The following is a 19,671-nucleotide window of genomic DNA, read 5'->3' as shown; positions in this document are numbered from 1 at the left end:
TGCGGCCGTCGTGAACCTGAAGCCCTACCGGGAGGCGCTCGCCCTGCCCGGCCTGCGCTCGCTGCTGCTGGTGTCCGTGTTGGCCCGCATCCCGCTGACCGCGGTCGGGGTGACAGCCGGCGCGGCCCGCGTCGCCCTCGCCCTGCCGCTGCCGGACGACGCCGACGCGCCGGCCGCGCTGCGCGCGGTCGCCGAGGGCGCGCTGCTCGGCGGCTACCGGTTCGCCGGCTACAAGACGAAGCCGCAGCCGGCCCGGCGCGCGCCGGTGTCCGAGCTGCTGGTCGCGGTGCCGGACGCGGCCGACGCGACCGCCCTGGCCGAGGTCGAGCGCGCGCAGACGGTGGCCGGTGCGGTGCGGACCAGCCGGGACTGGGTCAACACCGCCCCGAACGAGCTGCGTCCGCCGGCGTTCGCCGACGCCGTGGCGACCGCCGCCCGGGAGGCCGGGCTGGAGGTCGAGGTGCTCGACGAGGCGGCGCTGGCGGCCGGCGGGTACGGCGGCATCCTGGCCGTCGGCCAGGGCTCCGAGGCGCCGCCGCGGCTGGTGAAGCTCACCTGGACGCCGCCCGGCGGCGGCAACGGCAAGCGGGTCGCGCTGGTCGGCAAGGGCATCACGTTCGACACCGGCGGCATCTCGATCAAGCCGGCGCAGGGCATGTGGGAGATGAAGTCGGACATGGCCGGCGCGGCGGCGGTCGGCGCGGCCATGCTGGCGGTGGCAGCGCTCAAGCCGAACGTGACGGTCACCGCGTACCTGCCGATGGCGGAGAACATGCCGTCGGGTGCCAGCTACCGGCCGGGCGACGTGATCAGCATGTTCAACGGCAAGAAGGTGGAGGTGCTCAACACCGACGCCGAGGGCCGGATGGTCCTGGCCGACGCGATGGCCCGGGCCTGCTCCGACGGCGCCGACTACCTGTTCGAGACCTCGACGCTGACCGGTGGCCAGGTGATCGCGCTGGGCAAGCGGATCGCCGGCGTGATGGGCAGCGCGGAGCTGTGCGAGCGGGTCCGGGTGGCCGGTGACGCGACCGGCGAGCCGGCCTGGCCGATGCCGCTGCCGGACGACGTGCGCAAGGGCATGGAGTCCGACGTCGCGGACATCTCCCAGGTCAACGCCGGCATGGACCGCGCCGGTCACATGCTCCAGGGCGGCGTGTTCCTGCGGGAGTTCGTCACCGACGACGTGGCCTGGGCGCACATCGACATCGCCGGTCCCAGCTACCACTCGGGCGAGGCCACCGGCTACTGGACCAAGGGTGGCACCGGCGTGCCGGTGCGCACCCTGCTCCACCTGGTCGACGACGTGGCCGCCAACGGCTGAGGCGTAAGGAGGGGCCCCCGCTTAACGCATTCTGCATAAGCGGGGGCCCCTTTTAACACCTGCGGCCCGGGGCGCTCAGAACAGCTCGGGACGGCGCTTGCGGCGCTCGTTGTAGTCGCGCATGCGCTGGGGGTAGCCCATCAGCCGGACGTCGTAGATCGGGATGGCGGTCCGGTGCGCCCAACGCCGGGCGTCCTCCGGGCTGCCGACCCGCCGCCGGGTCCACTCGCCGTCGTCGGCGATCAGCATGACGGTGGTCTCGGTGACAGTCGTCCGTGGCTCCAGGAACGCCTCGACGCCCCGTCGGGTGCGGACGAAGTTCTCGAGATGGTCCAGATCGGCGCGCTCGGCGGCACGGTCACGGCTCACCGCGGCCACCCGCTTGCGTCGTCGGAACAGCGCCACCGGACCCACTCCTCCCCCGGACGTCATCGAAGACGATGCCAAGGGTACGTGCCGCCGACGTGTCGTTGGGCACCTCGGTACGCGCTCGGGCCGGGGTGGTGACAAGATGACCGAGGTGGGGTGTGCCTGTTACCCCGCCGTAACCCCCGATGCAGCGACGCGACCTGGGAGTTGGATGTGAGCGAGCCGAACGACACGACCTTCGACATCGTCATCCTCGGAGGTGGTAGCGGCGGCTACGCGGCGGCGCTGCGTGCCGCCCAGCTGGATCTCTCCGTCGCGCTCATCGAGAAGGGCAAGCTCGGCGGCACCTGCCTGCACAACGGCTGCATCCCGACCAAGGCGCTGCTGCACGCCGCCGAGATCGCCGACCAGACCCGCGAGTCCGAGCAGTTCGGCGTGAAGGCCGAGCTGGTCGGCATCGACATGGCGGGGGTCAACTCGTACAAGGACGGCGTGATCTCCCGCCTCTACAAGGGCCTCCAGGGCCTGGTGGGCAGCGCCAAGAAGATCACCTTCGTGGCCGGCGCCGGCAAGCTGGTCGGCAAGAACGTGGTCGAGGTGGACGGCAAGCGCTACACCGGCCGCAACGTGATCCTGGCCTCCGGCTCGTACGCGAAGAGCCTGCCCGGCCTGGAGGTCGACGGTGAGCGGATCATCACCAGCGACCACGCGCTCACCCTGGACCGCGTCCCGGCGTCGGCGATCGTGCTCGGCGGTGGCGTGATCGGCGTCGAGTTCGCCAGCGTCTGGAAGTCCTTCGGCGTGGACGTGACGATCGTCGAGGCGCTGCCCCGGCTGGTCGCCGCCGAGGACGAGGAGTCGTCGAAGGCGCTGGAGCGCGCGTTCCGCAAGCGGAAGATCAACTTCAAGGTCGGCAAGCCGTTCGAGAAGGTCGAGAAGACCGACAACGGCGTCAAGCTGACCATTCAGGGCGGCGACACGGTCGAGGCCGAGCTGCTGCTGGTCGCCGTGGGCCGTGGCCCGACCACCGCCAACCTCGGCTACGAGGAGCAGGGCGTCAAGATGGACCGCGGCTACGTGCTGACCGACGAGCGGCTGCGCACCAGCGTGCCGAACGTCTACGCGGTCGGCGACATCGTGCCCGGCCTCCAGCTCGCGCACCGCGGTTTCCAGCAGGGCATCTTCGTCGCCGAGGAGATCGCCGGGAAGAACCCCGCCGTGATCGACGAGGCCGGCATCCCGCGCGTCACCTACTGCGACCCGGAGCTGGCGTCGGTCGGCCTGACCGAGGCGAAGGCCAAGGAGCAGTACGGCGCCGACAAGGTCAAGACCTACAACTACAACCTGGGCGGCAACGGCAAGAGCCAGATCCTCAAGACCGCCGGCCACGTGAAGCTGGTCCGGGTGGACGACGGCCCGGTGGTCGGCGTGCACATGGTCGGCGCCCGGGTCGGCGAGCTGATCGGCGAGGCGCAGCTCATCTACAACTGGGAGGCCTACCCGGCCGAGGTGGCGCAGCTGGTGCACGCCCACCCGACCCAGAACGAGGCCCTGGGCGAGGCGCACCTGGCCCTGGCCGGCAAGCCGCTGCACGCGCACGCCTGACACGACAACCGCGGCGTCCGGCGACGGGCGATGATCCCACCAGGGGAATGAAGGAGTCTGGAGAACATGCCGGTATCGGTCACCATGCCCCGGCTCGGCGAGAGCGTCACCGAGGGCACCGTCACGCGCTGGCTCAAGCAGGAGGGTGACACCGTCGAGGTCGACGAGCCCCTGCTCGAGGTGTCGACCGACAAGGTCGACACCGAGATCCCGTCCCCCGCGGCGGGCGTGCTGAGCCGGATCGTCGTCGGCGAGGACGAGACCGCCGAGGTCGGCAGCGAGCTGGCGGTCATCGCCGGCGAGGGCGAGGACGCGGGCAGCGCCCCGAAGGAGGAGGTCGAGCCGGCCACCGAGCCGACCGCCGCCGCCGAGGGCACCGGCCCCGAGCCGGAGCAGGCCGCGCAGGCCGCCGCGGAGCCCGAGGCCGAGGCCGAGCAGCCGGCCGTCGAGGAGCCGGCCCAGCCCGCCGCGTCGTCCGGCGAGGGCACCCCGGTGACCATGCCGGCCCTGGGCGAGAGCGTGACCGAGGGTACGGTGACGCGCTGGCTCAAGCAGGTCGGCGAGACCGTCGAGGTGGACGAGCCGCTGCTGGAGGTCTCCACCGACAAGGTGGACACCGAGATCCCGTCGCCGGTCGCCGGCACCGTGCTGGAGATCAAGGTCGCCGAGGACGAGACCGCCGAGGTCGGCGGCGTGCTCGCGATCGTCGGGGCGGCCGGCGCCGCGCCGGCCGAGCCGAAGGCCGAGCCCAAGGCGGAGGCGAAGCCGAAGCCGAAGCCGGAGCCCAAGGCCGAGCCGAAGCCGGAGCCCAAGGCCGAGCCGAAGCCGGAGCCGAAGGTCGAGGAGCCCACCCCGGGCATGTCCTACAACGAGCCGTCCGCCGAGGCGGAGCAGGCCGCCGAGCCGGCCAAGGCCGAGCAGGCCGCCCAGCCGGCCGCGCCGACCGCCACGCCGCAGCGCCCGACCGCCCCGGCCCAGGGCGGCGGTGAGGAGGCCGCCGGCTACGTGACGCCGCTGGTCCGCAAGCTCGCCGCCGAGCACGGCGTCGACCTGGGCGCGGTCAACGGCACCGGCGTGGGTGGCCGGATCCGCAAGCAGGACGTGCTGGAGGCGGCCGAGAAGGCGAAGGCCGCCAAGGCTCAGCCGGCCGCCGCCGAGCAGCAGCCGGCCGCGAAGGCACCCGCCCAGCCGGCCGCCAAGCCGCAGCCCAGCGCCAAGCGGGGCACCACGGAGAAGCTGCCGCGGATCCGGGCGACCATCGCCAAGCGGATGCAGCAGTCGCTGCACGAGACGGCGCAGCTGACCACCGTCGTCGAGGTCGACGTCACCAAGGTCGCCAAGCTGCGGGCCCGGGCCAAGGAGTCGTTCCAGGCCCGGCACGGCGTGAAGCTGTCCTTCCTGCCGTTCTTCGCGCTCGCCGCCATCGAGGCGCTCCAGACCTACCCGATCATCCAGGCCAGCATGGACCTGGACGGCGGCACCATCACCTACCCGGCCGCCGAGCACCTCGGCATCGCCGTGGACACCGAGCGCGGGCTGCTCGTGCCGGTCATCCACAACGCCGGTGACCTCAACATGGGCGGCATCGCCAAGCGGATCGCCGACCTGGCCGAGCGCACCCGGTCCAACAAGATCACCCCGGACGAGATGGCCGGGGCGACCTTCACGCTGACCAACACCGGCAGCCGGGGCGCGCTCTTCGACACCCCGATCGTGCCGTCGCCGCAGTCGGCGATGCTCGGCACGGGCGCCGTGGTGAAGCGCCCGGTCGTGGTCAACGACCCGGAGCTGGGCGAGGTCATCGCGGTCCGGTCGATGGTCTACCTGGCCATGTCGTACGACCACCGGCTGATCGACGGCGCGGACGCCGCCCGCTTCCTGACCGCGGTCAAGGAGCGGCTGGAGGCCGGCAACTTCGAGGCCGAACTGGGTCTCTGACGCCCGAGGCGACAGGGGGTACGCGGCACCGGCCGCGTACCCCCTTCGTTGTTTCCGCCCCCGGCGCGGACCGCACGCTGACAGACTCGGCCGGTGGGCGGGTACGGGTGGCGGAGGCGCCTCGGGCCGGCGGTGCCGGTGGCCCCGGGCGCCCGGGTGGACCGGTTCGAGATCTTCTTCGACCTGGTCTTCGTCTTCTCGTTCTTCATCATCACCCGGGCCACCGCGCTCCAGGTGACCGGCGGCGCGCTGCTGCACGCGCTGCTGGTGCTCGCCGTGCTGTGGTGGTCGTGGGTGGTGCACAGCGTGGTCGCCACCCGGGTCCGGCTCGGCGAGGGCTTCGTCCCGGTCCTCATGACGGTCGGCATGGCGGCGCTGTTCACGTTCGCGCTGTCGCTGCCGAACGCGTTCCGCGACCCGCGCGGCAACGCGGCCGGACCGATCGTCGCGGCGGTCAGCTACACCGTGCTGCGCCTGGTGCACCTGCTGCTCTACCGGCACGTGGTGCGGGACAGCCCGGCCGAGCGCCGGCAGTTGATGCGGTTCGCCCCGGAGGTGGTCGGCAGCACGCTGTTGCTGCTGGTCGCCGCGCTGGTCCCGCCGAAGATCGACGGCCTCACCTCGGCGTCGGTGATCCGGGACGGGCTGTGGGCCACTGTCGTGCTGCTCCAGTACGGCACCGGCCTGCTGGCCGGCACCTGGGGCTGGGGCGTCGTCTCGGCCGAGCACTGGGCCGAACGGTACGACCTCATCCTGATCATCGCGCTGGGCGAGTCGGTCATCTCGGTGGGCGTGGGCAGCAACCTGCTCGGGCAGCCGCCCACCTGGCCGGCCGTGGTGGCGGCGGTGCTCGGCATCTTCTTCACCGCGGCGCTCTGGTGGGCGCACTACGACATGGTCGGGCCGGCCGCGCGGATCGCCCTGCACGCCGCCCGGGACGGACCCCGGGTGGCGATGGCCCGGGACGCGTACGCGTACCTGTTCCTGCCGATGATCGCGGGCATCATCCTGTTCGCGCTCGGCGCCGAGATGATCGTGCACGACATCGCCGATCCGCGGGTGCCACCGAGCGAGTCCGCGCACTTTCCGGCCGTCCCGCTGCTCTTTGGCGGCGTGGCCTGCTACCTCTGCGGCAACATGCTCTTCCAGGCGCGGACGTTGCGCACGGTGAGCTGGACCCGGGTCGCGGCGGTGCTGCTGCTCGGCGCGACGGTCCCGGTCGCGCAGCGGGTGCCGGGCCTGGTCGCGATGGCGCTGCTGACAGTCATCACGGTGGGCATGGTGGCGACCGAGGTGATCGTCTTCGACGAGGGCCGGCGGGCGCTGCGGAAGCTCGTCTTCGAGGAGCGGACCAGCCACGAGGCGCACGAGGCGGCCTGGCGGGCCCGCTGGCACGAGCAGCCCGACGAGGGTGAGCGGCCCGGCGGTTGAACCGTTTCCGGACGGCCTGCGTGTCACCGCTCGGCCCCACCATGGGGTCTCGACACGAGGAACGGGGACCCGCATGACCCTCGACACCGTCCACGCCGGCGCCGCCGGCACCTGGCAGCTCGGCGACCTGACCGTCAACCGGCTCGGCTTCGGCGCGATGCGACTGACCGCGAACGCCGACGGCAGCCCGAGCGACCGGGACCGGGCCGTCGCCGTGCTGCGCCGCGCGGTCGAGCTGGGCGTCAACCACATCGACACGGCCGCGTTCTACTTCTCGCCGTTGCGCTCGGCCAACGAGCTGATCAACCGGGCGCTGTCGCCGTACCCGGAGGATCTGGTCATCGTGACCAAGGTCGGGCCGGGCAAGGACCCGTCCGGCGAGTGGCTGCCGGCGGCCCGGCCGGAGCAGCTGCGCGGGCAGGTCGAGGAGAACCTGCGCCAGCTCGGCCGGGACCACCTGGACGTGGTGAACCTGCGGGTGCACGGGCCGGAGCCGCTGGCCGAGCACTTCGGCGCGCTCACCGAACTGGTCGACGCCGGGCTGATCCGGCACCTCGGCGTCTCGGCGGTACGCCGGCACCAGGTCGCCGAGGCGCGCACGATCGCCCCGGTGGTCTGCGTGCAGAACTCGTACGGCCTCGGCTACCGCCGGATCCACGACGAGCTGATCCGGGACTGCGCCGCGCACGGCACCGCGTTCGTGCCGTTCTTCTCGCTCGCCACCAGCGGGCGGGAGGCCGGGGCCATCGGCGAGGAGCACCCGGAGGTGCTCGCGGTGGCGCGGGAGCACGGCGTCACCGCCGCCCAGGTCCGGCTGGCCTGGACGCTGGCCCGGGGCCCGAACGTGCTCGCCATCCCGGGCACCGGCGACCCGGCGCACCTGGCGCAGAACGTAGCGGCCGCCGCGCTCCGCCTCTCCGCCGCCGACCTGGCGCGGCTCGACGCGGTCTGAGGTTGTTAAGCGGGGGCCCCTGCTATGCACGAAGCGTTAAGCGGGGGCCCCTCCTTGCACCTTCGGCCCTGGGCAGAAGGGGACCGCGGGGGGCGGCGGGGGGCCGGAGACTGGGGGGATGGCGATCTTCTCCGTACAGGCCCGGCCCACGGACGGGGCGAGCTGGGGTGAGCTGGCCCGCACCGTCGAGGCCGCCGGCTTCGACGCGCTGCTGGCCGCCGACCATCCGGGTTTCGGCCCGGCCCCGTTCGTGGCGCTGGCCGCCGCCGCGGCGGTGACCGGCTCGCTGGGCCTCGGCTCGTACGTGTCGAACGCCGGGGTCCGGGAGCCGATGCTGCTCGCCACCGAGGTGGCCACCCTGGACGTGATCTCCGGTGGCCGGGCGCGGCTCGGCCTGGGCGCCGGGCACACGCCGGGCGAGTGGCGCGCGGTGGGGCGCGAGCGTCCCGACGTCGCGGGCCGGGTCCGTCGCTGTGTGGCGGTGGCCGAGGCGGTCCGGGCGCTGCTGGCCGGCGACGAGGTCACCGTGGACACACCCGAGCTGGCCGCGTACGCCGCCCGCCTCGACGATCCGCGGCCGGTCCAGGACCGGATCCCGCTCACCCTGGGCACCGCCAACTCCACGCTGCTGCGGTGGGCCGGCGCGCACGCCGACGTGGTCGGCCTGACCGGCTTCGGGCGCACGCTGGCGGACGGGCACGCGCACGAGGTGCGGTGGCGGGCCGACCAGCTCGACGCGCAACTCGCCCACGTGGCGGCCGGCGCTGCCGGTCGGCACACACCGCCGGCCCTGGAGGCGCTGGTCCAGCACGTCGCGATCACCGACGACGCCGAGGCGGTCGCCGCCGGGACGGCCGCCGAGACCGGCCTCACCCCGGCGGAGGTGCTGGCCACCCCGTTCGTGCTGATCGGCACCGCCGACGAGATCGTCGCGGCGGTGGCCGGGCACCGGCGCCGCTGGGGCGTCACCCGCTTCGTGGTACGCGCCGGAGCGGTCGACGAGATCGCCCCGCTGCTGCCCCGGCTGGTCGAAAACGGGTCGACTTCGAGCGCACTCGAGACCGGACACTGATCCCATGACGACGACACGACGGTTGGGCCGCAGCGGCATCGAGGTGAGCGCGATCGGCATGGGCTGCTGGGCGATCGGCGGCCCGCTCTGGGCGGGCACCCAGCCTCTCGGCTGGGGCGAGGTGGACGACGACGAGTCGGTCCGTACCATCCACCGGGCGCTGGAGCTGGGCGCGACCCTCTTCGACACCTCCAGCAACTACGGGGCCGGGCACAGCGAGCGGGTGCTCGGCCGGGCCCTCGCCGGCCGCCGGGACCGGGCGGTGATCGCCACCAAGTTCGGTTACCCCACGGACGAGGCGACCCGACAGGCCACCGGCGAGGACGGCAGCCCGGGGTACGCGCGGCGCAGCCTGGAGGGCTCGCTGCGCCGGCTCGGCACCGACCACGTCGACCTCTACCAGCTGCACCTGGGCGGCCTGCCGGTGCCGCAGGCGCTGGATCTGGTCGAGACGCTGGAGGAGCTGGTCGGTGAGGGGAAGATCCGGGCGTACGGGTGGAGCACCGACGACCCCGCCTCGGCGCGCGCGTTCGCCGAGGCCGGCCGGCACTGCGCGGCGATCCAGCACGACCAGTCGGTGCTGCGGGACAACGCCGCGATGCTCGCGGTCTGCGCGGAGTTCGACCTGGCCAGCCTGAACCGCGGCCCGCTGGCGATGGGGCTGCTCACCGCCAAGTACCAGGACACGCCGACCGCCCGCGGTGGGGACGACGTGCGCGGGGTGGCGCCCGAGTGGCTGGACTGGTTCAGCGACGGCGTCCCGCGCGCCGAGTGGGCCGACCGGGTGGCCCGGGTCCGGGAGGCGCTCACCGCCGACGGTCGTACGCTCGCCCAGGGCGCGCTTGGCTGGCTGCTCGCCCGCAGCCCGCTGACGCTGCCGATCCCCGGCTGCCGGACCGTCGACCAGGCCGGGGAAAACCTCGGCGCACTGGCGCACGGGCCGCTGCCGGAGGCGACGTTCGCCGAGGTGGAGCGTCTTCTCGCCGACCTGCGCAGCACCCCGGCGACCGCGTGAGCGCGGCGGGGTGACGGGTACGCCCGGCACCCGGGCCAGGGCGACATCCTGCGGGCGGCCATCGACGGCCGCACCGGGAGTGCGCGCGGACCGCCTCGGGGCCGGGCGTGTCGCGGACGGGAGACATGTCTTGTCGAATGCGGTATGCCTCAGCGTCATGATTATGACGCTGAGGCATACACCGCGGGCCGAGGCGTCTCGGCTGCGGGCGCGACATGCCCGTGCGACACCGCGCCGCGCCGACTACCGCCTGCGCACCGTGTAGCACTTCGTAGCACATGTGGGATAGAATCTCGGCGTGGCTGAGCACGCCCATCGAGAGATCACTCAACGTGAGCTGCGAAACGACTCCGGCGCCATCATGCGCGGGGTGGAGCGCGGCGAATCCTTCACGATCACTCGCAACGGCACGCCGATCGGGCGGTTGATTCCGATCCGGCGGCGCATGTTCGTACCCAGAGCCGAGGTGCTCGCGACCTTTGCCAGCGCCCCCCGGCTCGACGAGGCACGGCTGCGGGCTGACCTCGATGCCGCGATCGACCAGGACCTCCTCAGTCGTGACTGGTGAGAACTCCGTCCGGGGCTTGATCGACACCAACATCGTCATCCATCTGAGCGCCCTGGTCGCATCGGAGCTACCCGACGAGATGGTGATCAGCGCGGTCACCCTTGCGGAACTCTCGGCCGGCCCGCATCACACCGACGACCCCGGTGAGCGGGCCCGCCGGATGAGCGTGTTGCAGCATGTCGAGGCCATTTTCGAGCCGCTTGTGTTCGACGCGGAGGCAGCACGGGCTTTCGGCCTGATCTCCGCAGCCGTGCGTGCTGCCGGGCGTGGGACCCGCCGCCGAGTGGCTGACCTGATGATCGCTTCCGTCGCGCATGCCAACGCCCTTCCTCTCTACACCACCAATCCCGCCGACTTCGTCGGGCTGGACGAGCTGGTAGCTGTTCGCCCAGTCAGTCGGCCGGCCGGCTGACGTTCCGGGTTCGATCAGGTGCGCGGCGGGCGTGACGCGTGAGTGATTTCGCTCCACGCATCCGGATCGCGTCGCGTACCCGAAGATGTGAGTATGCGGATCCTCATGGCCGGCGTGTCCGGCTTCCTCGGCACCCGACTGGTCGACCGGCTCACCGCCGACGGGCACCAGGTCACCCGCCTGGTCCGCCGCCCGCCGCGCACCGCTGACGAGCGGCAGTGGAATCCGTCCGCCGCGCAGCTCGACCCGCAACTGGTCGCGGACGCCGACGCGGTGGTGAACCTGGCCGGCGCGGGGGTGGGTGACAAGCGCTGGAACGACGACTACAAGAAGCTGATCCGGACCAGCCGGGTGGACAGCACCTCCACGCTCGCCATCACGATCGCCGGCCTGCCCGCCGCGGACCGGCCGGCGGCGCTGCTGAACTCCTCCGCGGTCGGCTGGTACGGCAACACCGGGGACCGCACGGTGGAGGAGGACGCGCCGGCCGGCGAGGGGTTCCTCGCCGACGTCTGCCGCGTCTGGGAGGCGGCGACCCGGCCGGCCGAGGACGCCGGCGTACGGGTGGTGCGGTTGCGGACCGGGCTGCCACTGCACCGCGACGGCGGCCTGCTCAAGCCGCAGCTCCTGCCGTTCCGGCTGGGCGTCGGCGGCAAGCTGGGCAACGGCCGGCAGTGGGTGCCGTGGATCTCGATGCCGGACTGGCTGGACGCGACCGCGTTCCTGCTGGCCCGCGACGACGTGGCCGGCCCGGTGAACGTGGTCGGTCCGGCGCCGGTCACCAACGCCGAGTTCACCCGGGAGCTGGCCCGTCAGTTGCACCGGCCGGCGATCATGCCGATCCCGGCGCTGGCGTTGAAGGTGGCCCTCGGCGGTTTCGCGCAGGAGGCGCTCACCAGCACCCGCGTGCTGCCCGGGGTGCTGGGGAAGGCCGGCTTCACCTGGACCCACCCGGACCTGCCGGGCGCGCTGCACGCCGCCCTCGCCGGCTGAGGGCGGCGCGAGCTGCTGGTAGGTGTTAAGCGGGGCCCCCGCCTCTACCGGAGGCGTTAAGCGGGGGCCCCTCCTTGCATCGGTCAGCAGCCGATGACCCAGTAAGCGGGGCCGGTCTGCTTCAGCGACGTCGTGTAGAAGGTGTTGTAGAGGCCCATTCGCTGGCCGCTGCCGAGCGCGTAGGCGTACCCGCCGGACTGGTAGGCGCGGCCGGCGGTGACGTGCGCGTAGTTGCTGGCGGTGACGCAGACCGGCGCGGTGGTCGGCGTCGGCGAGGGTGACGCGGTCGGGGTGGGCGAGGCGGTCGCGGTCGCCGTCGGGGTCGGGCTCGGCGTGCCGCCGCCGCCCAGCCCGAAGAAGAGCGCGTCACGGTACGTCGAGCAGATGGTGTCCAGGAAGTACGCCCCGGCGGTGCCGCACTGGTCCGCCGCCGAGCCCGGGTCGACCGGGGTGCCGTGGCCCATGCCGGAGACCCGGTAGACGCGGACCTGGTCGCTGCCGTAGACCTCCAGGCTGGTGCCGCCCGGCAGCGACGAGGTGCTGGTCGGGGTCGCCGACACGCCGAGCACGTTGGTCCACTGGTCCCGCGACTCGGTCGCGTTGGCCACGTTGACCGTGTAGTCGCTGGTGCCGTGCCAGACGGCCACCCGGGGCCGCTTGCCGGCGTAGCCGGGGTACGCGTTGCGGACCAGGTCGCCCCACTGCGCCGGGGTCTTGTCCACGCCCGGGTTCATGCAGCTGTACGCGCTCGTGGTGCTGGTGGCGCAGCGGTACGGGAGACCGGCGATGATCGACCCGGCGGCGAACACGTCCGGGTAGGTGGCGAGCATGACGGCGCTCATCGCGGCGCCGGCGGAGAGCCCGCTGACGTAGACGCGGCCGGCGTCGGTGCCGTAGGTGGTCCTCGCGTAGTCGACCATCTGCTTGACCGACAGCGCCTCGCCCTGGCCCCGGGCGGTGTCACCGGTCTCGAACCAGTTGAAGCAGGAGTTGGCGTTGTTGCCGCTCGGCTGCTGCGGCACGATCAGCGCGAACTTCCACTGGTCGGCGTACTTCTGCCAGCCGGAGTTGGTGAAGTAGGTCGAGGCGTTCTGGGTGCAGCCGTGCAGCAGCACCACGGCCGGCGCGTTGCCGGGCAGGCCGTCCGGCCGGTAGGCGTACATGGCCAGGTTGCCGGGGTTGGAGCCGAAGCCGGTGACCTGGGTCAGCGAAGCGGCCTGCGCGGGCAGCGCGGCGGTCAGGACGCCGGCCGCGGCCAGCACGACCCCGGTCGCCGCCCCGGCGAGGCGGGTGATGAGGGATGAGGAGCGGGACACGAGGACCTCCCGATCATGGAATGTGAACTGGGTCACTCTCCGAGTTGCCGGAACGTTACGTCCGTGTTTCATCGACGGGAATGGCTGTCGGTCACACATTCACCGTCCGGGCGGTGTGCCCGGGTCCGGTTGGTAACGTCCGCTGCGTGCCGTCCTCCCCGGTCGCCGACCCGCCGCCCGCCACCGCCGCCCGCGACCGGCGCGCCGACCTGCTGGTGACACTCGCCGCGGTCGCGCTGGCGCTCTGGGTCACCAGCGGCATGTGGCGGGACCCGAACACCCGCACGATCACCGTCAACTCCAGCGACCAGGCGCTGTTCGAGTGGCTGCTGGCCTTCGGCGGGCACGCGCTGACCCACGGCCAGAACCCGCTCTTCACCCACCTGATCAACGTCCCGGACGGGGTGAACCTCGCGGTCAACACCTCGATCACCGTGTACGCGGCGGTCTTCGCGCCGCTGACGTACCTCATCGGGCCGCCCGCGACGTTCCTGGTGATCCTCACGCTCAACCTGGCCGCCACGGCGGTGGCCTGGTACTGGCTGCTCAGCCGGCACCTGGTCGGCAGCCGGCTGGCCGCCGGGGTGGGGGCGTTGTTCATCGCCTACTGCCCGGCGATGGTGTCGCACGCCAACGCGCACCTGAACTGGACCGCCGGCTGGCTGGTGCCGCTGCTGATCTGGGGCGTGTTCCGGCTGCGCCGACCCGGCCGCGCGGTCACCGGTGGGATCGTGCTCGGGCTGCTGGTGGCCGTCGCGTTCTCGATCGCCGCCGAGGGGCTGTTCTTCACCGCGCTGGCGCTCGCCGTGTTCCTGCTGGTCTGGGCGCTGCACCCGGCCCGGCGCGTGGAGGCCCGGGCCGCGCTGCCCCGGATGGCGGCCGGGCTGGGGGTGACCGCGCTGGTGGCCGGCGTGCTGCTGGCGTACCCGCTCTGGCTGCACTTCGCCGGGCCGCAGCGCTTCCACGGCACCGGCTTCGACCCGCTGATCCACTCCGAGGACATCGCCGCGTACCTGTCGTACCCGCGCCGGTCGCTCGCCGGCTGGGCCGGGTTCGGCACGTCGCTGGCGCCCAACCCGACCGAGGAGAACTCGTTCTTCGGCGTGCCGCTGCTGCTGCTCGCGGTCGTCTGCTTCGCGTTGCTCTGGCGACGCGCCGACCGGGCGTTCCAGGCCACGCTGCTCGCGCTCGGCGTGACCGCGGTGGTCTTCGCGGTGCTCTCCTGGGGGCCGACGGCGAAGTGGAACGGCAGGCGCACCGACCAACTGCTGCCGTTCGGGGTGCTGGACAACCTGCCGGTGGTCAACGCGGCGCTGCCGTCCCGGCTGGCGCTCGTCGTCGCGCCGGTGATCGGGCTGCTGCTGGCGTACGCGATCGACACGCTGCGCGCCCGGCCGCCCCGGCGGCGGGTGACCGGCGCGGCCTGGGTCGTCGGATTCGTCGCCGCGCTGCTGCCGCTGCTGCCCACCCCGCTGCTCACCAGCGTCCGCGAGCCGGTCCCGGCGTTCATCACCACCGGGGCCTGGCAGCGCCACGTCCCGCCCGACGGGGTGCTCACGCCGCTGCCGCTGACCGTCGACGTCTACCCGGACGGGCAACGCTGGCAGGCGTACGCGCTGGCCCACCGGCAGGGCGAGTTCCGCATCCCGGCCGGCTTCTTCCTCGGCCCGGGCGGCCCGGACGGCCGGGGCCGGATCGGCCCGGTGCCGCGCACCTTCGACACGCTGATGGACCAGGCCGGGCGGACCGGGCTGGTGCCGATCATCACCGAGGGCAGCATCGAGGAGTCCCGGGCCGACCTGCGGTACTGGGGGGTGCGGGTGGTGGTGCTGGCCGACCGGGTGCACGGCGCCAAGTACGACGTCGACGAGGAGGCGTTGCGCCGCACCGCCACCGCGCTGCTCGGCCCGCCGGAACGGGTCGAGGACGTCTGGCTGTGGCGGGTGCCCGGCGCGTGACGCGACGAGCGTCACGGGTGGGCGGCCGGGCCGGCGGGACTAGGCTGGACGGGTGAGCGTGACGACTTCCGGGTTGACCACCGTCCGTGCCGGCCGGCTCGACTACCAGGCCGCCTGGGACGAGCAGCGCCGGCTGCACGAGGCCGTGGTGGCCGGCGAGCGGGGCGACACGGTGCTGCTGCTGGAGCACCCGAGCGTCTACACCGCCGGCAAGCGCACCGAGCCGTGGGACCGCCCGATGGACGGCACCCCGGTGGTGGACGTGGACCGCGGCGGCAAGATCACCTGGCACGGTCCGGGGCAGCTCGTCGGCTATCCGATCGTCCGTCTGCCCGACCCGGTCGACGTGGTGGCGTACGTCCGGCGCACCGAGCAGCTCCTGATCGACGTCTGCGCCGAGGTCGGGCTGGCCGCAAGCCGGGTCGAGGGGCGCAGCGGCGTGTGGGTGCCGGCGGACGACCGGGGCCCGGCCCGCAAGGTGGCCGCCATCGGCATCCGGGTGGCCCGCGGCGTGACGCTGCACGGCTTCTCCATCAACTGCGACTGCGACCTGGGTTTCTTCGACCGGATCGTGCCCTGCGGCATCCGCGACGCCGGGGTCACCTCGCTCACCGCCGAGCTGGGCCGACCGGTCACGGTCGCCGACGTGCTGCCGGTGGTGGAGCGGCACCTGCCCACGCTGACCCGGGTCTGACCGGGTGCGGCTCGACCTGGTCACCCTCGTCGTCGCGGAGTACGACCCGGCGATCGCGTTCTTCACCGAGATCCTCGGTTTCGAGCTGACCGAGGACTCGCCCTCGCTGACCAACGACGGCCGGCCGAAGCGGTGGGTGGTGGTGCGCCCGCCGGGCGGCGGCACCGGGCTGTTGCTGGCCCGCGCCGACGGTACGCACCAGGCCGCGGCCGTCGGCGACCAGACGCACGGCCGGGTCGGCTTCTTCCTCCGGGTCGACGACTTCGACGCCGTGCACCGCCGGATGGTCGACGCGGGCGTCGAGTTCGTCCGGCCGGCCCGCACCGAGCCGTACGGCCGGGTCGCGGTCTTCCGTGACATCGCCGGCAACGCCTGGGACCTGCTCGGTCCCGCCTGAACGAAAAGAATCAATAGACGATCATTGATATCTAGAGTCATAAATGCGACGCTGGGCATGGAAGCGCTCCCACTCCCATTCTATGCGCCGAAGGAGGACGTAACCGTGCGTTCCCACCACCAATCCGGACGACCGCGATCAACCGTCCGCGCGCTCGTCGTGGCGCTCGCCCTGATCGCCGGCGTGCTGGCCGTGCCCGGTGCCGCCCAGGCCCACGGCACGATCGTCAGCCCGGCCACCCGCGCCTACAAGTGCTGGCAGACCTGGGGCAGCCACCACACCGACCCGGCCATGCAGCAGCAGGACCCGATGTGCTGGCAGGCGTTCCAGGCCAACGCCGACACCATGTGGAACTGGATGAGCGCGCTGCGCGACGGCCTCGGCGGGCAGTTCCAGGCCCGCACGCCCGACGGGCAGCTCTGCAGCAACGCGCTGTCCCGCAACGACAGCCTGAACCGGCCCGGGGCGTGGAAGACCACGAACATCGGCCGCAACTTCACCGTGCAGCTCTACGACCAGGCCAGCCACGGCGCCGACTACTTCAAGGTCTACGTCAGCAAGCAGGGGTTCAACCCGACCACCCAGACGCTCGGTTGGGGCAACCTCGACTACATCACGCAGACCGGCCGGTACGCGCCGTCGCAGAACATCAGCTTCAACGTCTCGACCTCCGGCTACACCGGACACCACATCCTGTTCGTCATCTGGCAGGCATCCCACCTCGACCAGGCGTACATGTGGTGCAGTGACGTCAACTTCACCTGATCGCGTACCGCACGCCGCTCCGGCCCAGGACCCCGTGTTCCTGGGCCGGAGCCGTGCCTCACGGGGTGAGGCGGTGCAGGTCGCGCGGGAAGGCGGTCACCTCCCGGACGTTCGCCGCGCCGGTGAGCCGGGCGACGAACCGCTCCAGACCGATCGCGAACCCGCCGTGCGGCGGCATGCCGTGCCGGAACGCGTCCAGATAACCGGCGTACGGCTCGACCGGCTCGCCGCGGGCCGCCAGCGCGGCCCGGTAGTCGGCGTACCGGTGCAGCCGCTGCCCGCCGGTGACCAGCTCGATCCCCCGGAACAGCAGGTCGAAGCCGTTCGAGTACGCCGGCCGGGCCGGGTCCGGGTGGGTGTAGAAGGGGCGCTTCGCCATCGGGTAGCCGGTGACGAACAAAAAGTCGCTGCCGTGCTCGGCCCGGGCCCACTCCCCCAGCGCCCGCTCGTGGGCGGGGGCCAGGTCCGGCTCGTCGGCCGGCGCCCCGGCGATCGTCAGCGCGTCGGTGAAGTGCACCGCGGGGATCTCGGCGGGCACCTGAGGCACCGCCACACCGAGCGTGTCGAGCGCGCCGCCGGCCCGGTCCGCGACGCCCGCCAGCATCCCGGCGAGGGTGTCCCGCAGCACGGCCATCACGTCCCGGTGGTCGGTCACGAAGCCCAGCTCCACGTCGAGCGAGGTGTACTGGGCCAGGTGGCGCACCGTGTCGTGCGGCTCGGCGCGGAACACCGGCCCCACCTCGTACACCCGCTCGAAGACACCCACCATGAGCTGCTTGTAGAACTGCGGCGACTGGGCCAGGTAGGCGGGCCGGCCGAACCAGTCCAGGGCGAAGACGTTCGCCCCGCTCTCGGTGGCCGAGCCGACCACCTTGGGCGTGTGCACCTCGACGAAACGCCGCCGGTCGAGCGTGGCCCGGAAGCCGGCCACCGCCGCCGCCGAGATCCGCAGCGCGGCGGACCGGGTCGGATGGCGCAACGCGGTCGACGCGTGGTCGAGCTGGGTGGGCAGGCTCGCGGTCAGCACCGGCCGGTACAGGTCGAACGGGGGCGGCACGGCGGGCGGGCCGAGCGGACGTACCGTCGGCTCGACGACCTCGACCCCGGCGGGCGCGGCGGGGTTCGCGACCACCGTGCCGACCACCTCGACGACGGTCTCCTCGGTGAGCGCTTCGACCTGCGCGCGCACGGCCGGCGCGGCGACCACCACCTGGGCGAACCCGGCGGCGTCGCGGACGATCAGAAAGGCCACCGACTTGAGCAGCCGGCGGCGGTGGACCCAGCCGGCGAGCCGGACGGTCGCGCCGACCTGGGCGGAAAGTTCGGTGGACAGGATGCGTTGCACGGCGGTTACCTCCTCGATCAATCGCAACGCGATCCCCGGGAGGTGTGGGCGAGCGGGAGCCTCGCGGTGCCACCACACCTTCGCCCCCGCCGGAGCGGGAGCCTCGTTCGTCGCCTTTTCACCGGGGCCAGCCGGGCGGGTTCTACTGGGCGCGGGTGTTAAGCGGGGGCCCCGCCTCTACCGGAGGCGTTAATAGGGGGCCCCGCCTTACACACAGCCGTTCTTCCCGCAGCTCGGGAGGGTCTTCGCGGGCCGGCGCCAGACCGCCTCGCAGCAGGTGGCGGCTCTCTGGGCTGGCGAGTCGGCCCGCTACTCGGCTCCGTCGCAGCTCTGCCGGCACGCTAGCACCGCGACCACCCCGATGTGACGGGGATTTTTTCGGCAGCCGTGTCCGGCGTCACAACGTTTCCGGCGTGACGGCCGTCGCCTGACGTTCATCGACCGTCGCCGACCAGCGTAGGCTCGGTTTTGTGACGATCGAGCATTCTGCGCCGACGACTCAGCAGCCCGCGTCCACCGCGACCGTCGCCCCCGAGGGGCGTCGCATGCTGCGGATCGAGGCGCGCAACGCCGAGACGCCGATCGAGCGCAAACCGCCGTGGATCAAGGTCAAGGCCAAGATGGGCCCGGAGTACACCGAGCTGCGCGGCCTCGTCTCCCGCGAGGGGCTGCACACGGTGTGCCAGGAGGCCGGCTGCCCCAACATCTACGAGTGCTGGGAGGACCGGGAGGCCACCTTCCTCATCGGTGGCGACCAGTGCACCCGGCGCTGCGACTTCTGCCAGATCGACACCGGCAAGCCGGCCGAGTTCGACGCCGACGAGCCGCGCCGGGTCGCCGAGTCGGTAGCCGCGATGGGTCTGCGCTACGCGACCATCACCGGCGTGGCCCGCGACGACCTGCCCGACGGCGGCGCCTGGCTCTACGCCGAGACGGTCCGGCAGATCCACGCCCTGCGGTCCGGCTGCGGCGTCGAGCTGCTGATCCCCGACTTCAACGCGGTGCCCGAGCAGCTCGCCGAGGTCTTCGGCGCGCGCCCCGAGGTGCTCGCGCACAACGTGGAGACCGTGCCGCGCATCTTCAAGCGGATCCGTCCGGCGTTCCGCTACGAGCGCTCGCTCGACGTGATCCGGCAGGCCCGGGCCGACGGCCTGGTCACCAAGAGCAACCTCATCCTCGGCATGGGCGAGGAGCGCGCCGAGGTCTCCCAGGCGCTGCGCGACCTGCACGAGGCCGGCTGCGAGCTGATCACGATCACGCAGTACCTGCGTCCCACGCCCCGGCACCACCCGGTCACCCGCTGGGTCAAGCCGGAGGAGTTCGTCGAGCTGCGCGAGGAGGCCGAGGAGATCGGCTTCGCCGGCGTGATGAGCGGCCCGCTGGTCCGCTCGTCGTACCGGGCCGGCCGCCTCTACCAGCAGGCGCTCGCCGCCCGCGAGGGGATCGCCGTCGCCGGCTGAGGCCGGCCGTCGACCGCGTCACCCGTCGCCGGCCGCCCGCCGGATGCCATGATCGCA

The 19,671-nt window shown here is 72.7% G+C and carries 18 protein-coding genes; 15 read left to right on the top strand and 3 right to left on the bottom strand.

Annotated elements, in window-relative coordinates; genetic code table 11:
- Window positions 1–10 precede the first annotated feature (10 nt).
- Window positions 11–1,324 (top strand): leucyl aminopeptidase, encoded by a 1,314-nt coding sequence (locus tag C8054_RS26965; protein ID WP_233220199.1) that lies wholly within the window; start codon window positions 11–13, stop codon window positions 1,322–1,324.
- A gap of 75 nt (window positions 1,325–1,399) precedes the next feature.
- Here C8054_RS26965 and C8054_RS26960 read toward each other — a convergent pair whose 3' ends face one another.
- The gene (locus tag C8054_RS26960) at window positions 1,400–1,729 is read right to left on the bottom strand and encodes a hypothetical protein (RefSeq protein ID WP_107161658.1); all 330 of its coding nucleotides are present in this window, start codon (window positions 1,727–1,729) and stop codon (window positions 1,400–1,402) included.
- A gap of 177 nt (window positions 1,730–1,906) precedes the next feature.
- Here C8054_RS26960 and lpdA point away from each other — a divergent pair, with 177 nt between their 5' ends.
- The 9 genes from lpdA (at window position 1,907) to C8054_RS26915 (ending at window position 11,679) form a co-directional block, all read left to right on the top strand.
- Window positions 1,907–3,298, top strand: a complete 1,392-nt coding sequence (gene lpdA, locus C8054_RS26955; protein WP_107161640.1) for a dihydrolipoyl dehydrogenase — start codon at window positions 1,907–1,909, stop codon at window positions 3,296–3,298.
- A gap of 66 nt (window positions 3,299–3,364) precedes the next feature.
- Window positions 3,365–5,236 carry a 2-oxoglutarate dehydrogenase, E2 component, dihydrolipoamide succinyltransferase gene (gene sucB / locus C8054_RS26950; RefSeq protein ID WP_107161637.1) on the top strand — a complete coding sequence of 624 codons (1,872 nt, stop codon included), beginning with the start codon at window positions 3,365–3,367 and terminating at the stop codon, window positions 5,234–5,236.
- Window positions 5,237–5,329: 93 nt separating this feature from the next.
- Complete coding sequence (locus C8054_RS26945) at window positions 5,330–6,667, top strand: low temperature requirement protein A (RefSeq protein WP_107161635.1); 1,338 nt, start codon at window positions 5,330–5,332, stop codon at window positions 6,665–6,667.
- Between the two features lie 73 nt (window positions 6,668–6,740).
- Window positions 6,741–7,619 (top strand): oxidoreductase, encoded by an 879-nt coding sequence (locus C8054_RS26940; protein ID WP_107161632.1) that lies wholly within the window; start codon window positions 6,741–6,743, stop codon window positions 7,617–7,619.
- A gap of 118 nt (window positions 7,620–7,737) precedes the next feature.
- Complete coding sequence (locus C8054_RS26935) at window positions 7,738–8,691, top strand: LLM class flavin-dependent oxidoreductase (protein WP_199199936.1); 954 nt, start codon at window positions 7,738–7,740, stop codon at window positions 8,689–8,691.
- 4 nt (window positions 8,692–8,695) lie between these two features.
- Window positions 8,696–9,706, top strand: a complete 1,011-nt coding sequence (locus tag C8054_RS26930) for an aldo/keto reductase (protein WP_107161630.1) — start codon at window positions 8,696–8,698, stop codon at window positions 9,704–9,706.
- A gap of 298 nt (window positions 9,707–10,004) precedes the next feature.
- Complete coding sequence (locus tag C8054_RS26925; protein WP_107161628.1) at window positions 10,005–10,274, top strand: type II toxin-antitoxin system Phd/YefM family antitoxin; 270 nt, start codon at window positions 10,005–10,007, stop codon at window positions 10,272–10,274.
- Window positions 10,275–10,290: 16 nt separating this feature from the next.
- Window positions 10,291–10,686: a type II toxin-antitoxin system VapC family toxin gene (locus C8054_RS26920; RefSeq protein ID WP_233220197.1), complete on the top strand. Its 396-nt coding sequence runs from the start codon at window positions 10,291–10,293 to the stop codon at window positions 10,684–10,686.
- 93 nt (window positions 10,687–10,779) lie between these two features.
- Entirely contained in the window at window positions 10,780–11,679 is a 900-nt protein-coding gene (locus C8054_RS26915) for a TIGR01777 family oxidoreductase (protein ID WP_107161623.1), read from the top strand.
- Window positions 11,680–11,762: 83 nt separating this feature from the next.
- On the opposite strand, the gene C8054_RS26910 is transcribed toward C8054_RS26915, so the two are convergent.
- Window positions 11,763–12,995 carry a PHB depolymerase family esterase gene (locus C8054_RS26910; protein ID WP_107161621.1) on the bottom strand — a complete coding sequence of 411 codons (1,233 nt, stop codon included), beginning with the start codon at window positions 12,993–12,995 and terminating at the stop codon, window positions 11,763–11,765.
- A 146-nt stretch (window positions 12,996–13,141) separates the two neighbouring features.
- Between C8054_RS26910 and C8054_RS26905 the strand changes: the two genes are divergently transcribed.
- The 4 genes from C8054_RS26905 (at window position 13,142) to C8054_RS26890 (ending at window position 16,809) form a co-directional block, all read left to right on the top strand.
- A complete protein-coding gene (locus C8054_RS26905; protein ID WP_107161619.1) occupies window positions 13,142–14,953 on the top strand; it encodes a DUF2079 domain-containing protein in 1,812 nt (603 codons plus the stop codon).
- Between the two features lie 52 nt (window positions 14,954–15,005).
- Window positions 15,006–15,647, top strand: a complete 642-nt coding sequence (lipB, locus tag C8054_RS26900) for a lipoyl(octanoyl) transferase LipB (RefSeq protein ID WP_107161617.1) — start codon at window positions 15,006–15,008, stop codon at window positions 15,645–15,647.
- A 4-nt stretch (window positions 15,648–15,651) separates the two neighbouring features.
- Window positions 15,652–16,044 (top strand): VOC family protein, encoded by a 393-nt coding sequence (locus tag C8054_RS26895; protein WP_107161615.1) that lies wholly within the window; start codon window positions 15,652–15,654, stop codon window positions 16,042–16,044.
- A gap of 159 nt (window positions 16,045–16,203) precedes the next feature.
- Window positions 16,204–16,809, top strand: a complete 606-nt coding sequence (locus tag C8054_RS26890) for a lytic polysaccharide monooxygenase (protein WP_233220196.1) — start codon at window positions 16,204–16,206, stop codon at window positions 16,807–16,809.
- Window positions 16,810–16,867: 58 nt separating this feature from the next.
- Here C8054_RS26890 and aspS read toward each other — a convergent pair whose 3' ends face one another.
- Entirely contained in the window at window positions 16,868–18,154 is a 1,287-nt protein-coding gene (aspS, locus tag C8054_RS26885; RefSeq protein WP_107161611.1) for an aspartate--tRNA(Asn) ligase, read from the bottom strand.
- Between the two features lie 470 nt (window positions 18,155–18,624).
- Here aspS and lipA point away from each other — a divergent pair, with 470 nt between their 5' ends.
- Entirely contained in the window at window positions 18,625–19,614 is a 990-nt protein-coding gene (lipA, locus tag C8054_RS26880) for a lipoyl synthase (RefSeq protein ID WP_107161609.1), read from the top strand.
- The last annotated feature ends 57 nt before the right edge of the window (window positions 19,615–19,671 follow it).

This window comes from Micromonospora sp. RP3T (assembly GCF_003027925.1).
GTDB lineage: Bacteria > Actinomycetota > Actinomycetes > Mycobacteriales > Micromonosporaceae > Micromonospora.
Note: the sequence above shows the minus strand (reverse complement) of the source record. Positions and strands in the feature narration are given on the sequence as shown.

What these genes read in the sequence shown, in the direction of transcription:
- sucB (WP_107161637.1), top strand. Translation starts at nt 3,365, where the DNA reads ATGCCGGTATCGGTCACCATGCCCCGGCTCGGCGAGAGCGTCACCGAG.
- C8054_RS26940 (WP_107161632.1), top strand. Translation starts at nt 6,741, where the DNA reads ATGACCCTCGACACCGTCCACGCCGGCGCCGCCGGCACCTGGCAGCTC.
- C8054_RS26935 (WP_199199936.1), top strand. Translation starts at nt 7,738, where the DNA reads ATGGCGATCTTCTCCGTACAGGCCCGGCCCACGGACGGGGCGAGCTGG.
- C8054_RS26930 (WP_107161630.1), top strand. Translation starts at nt 8,696, where the DNA reads ATGACGACGACACGACGGTTGGGCCGCAGCGGCATCGAGGTGAGCGCG.
- C8054_RS26915 (WP_107161623.1), top strand. Translation starts at nt 10,780, where the DNA reads ATGCGGATCCTCATGGCCGGCGTGTCCGGCTTCCTCGGCACCCGACTG.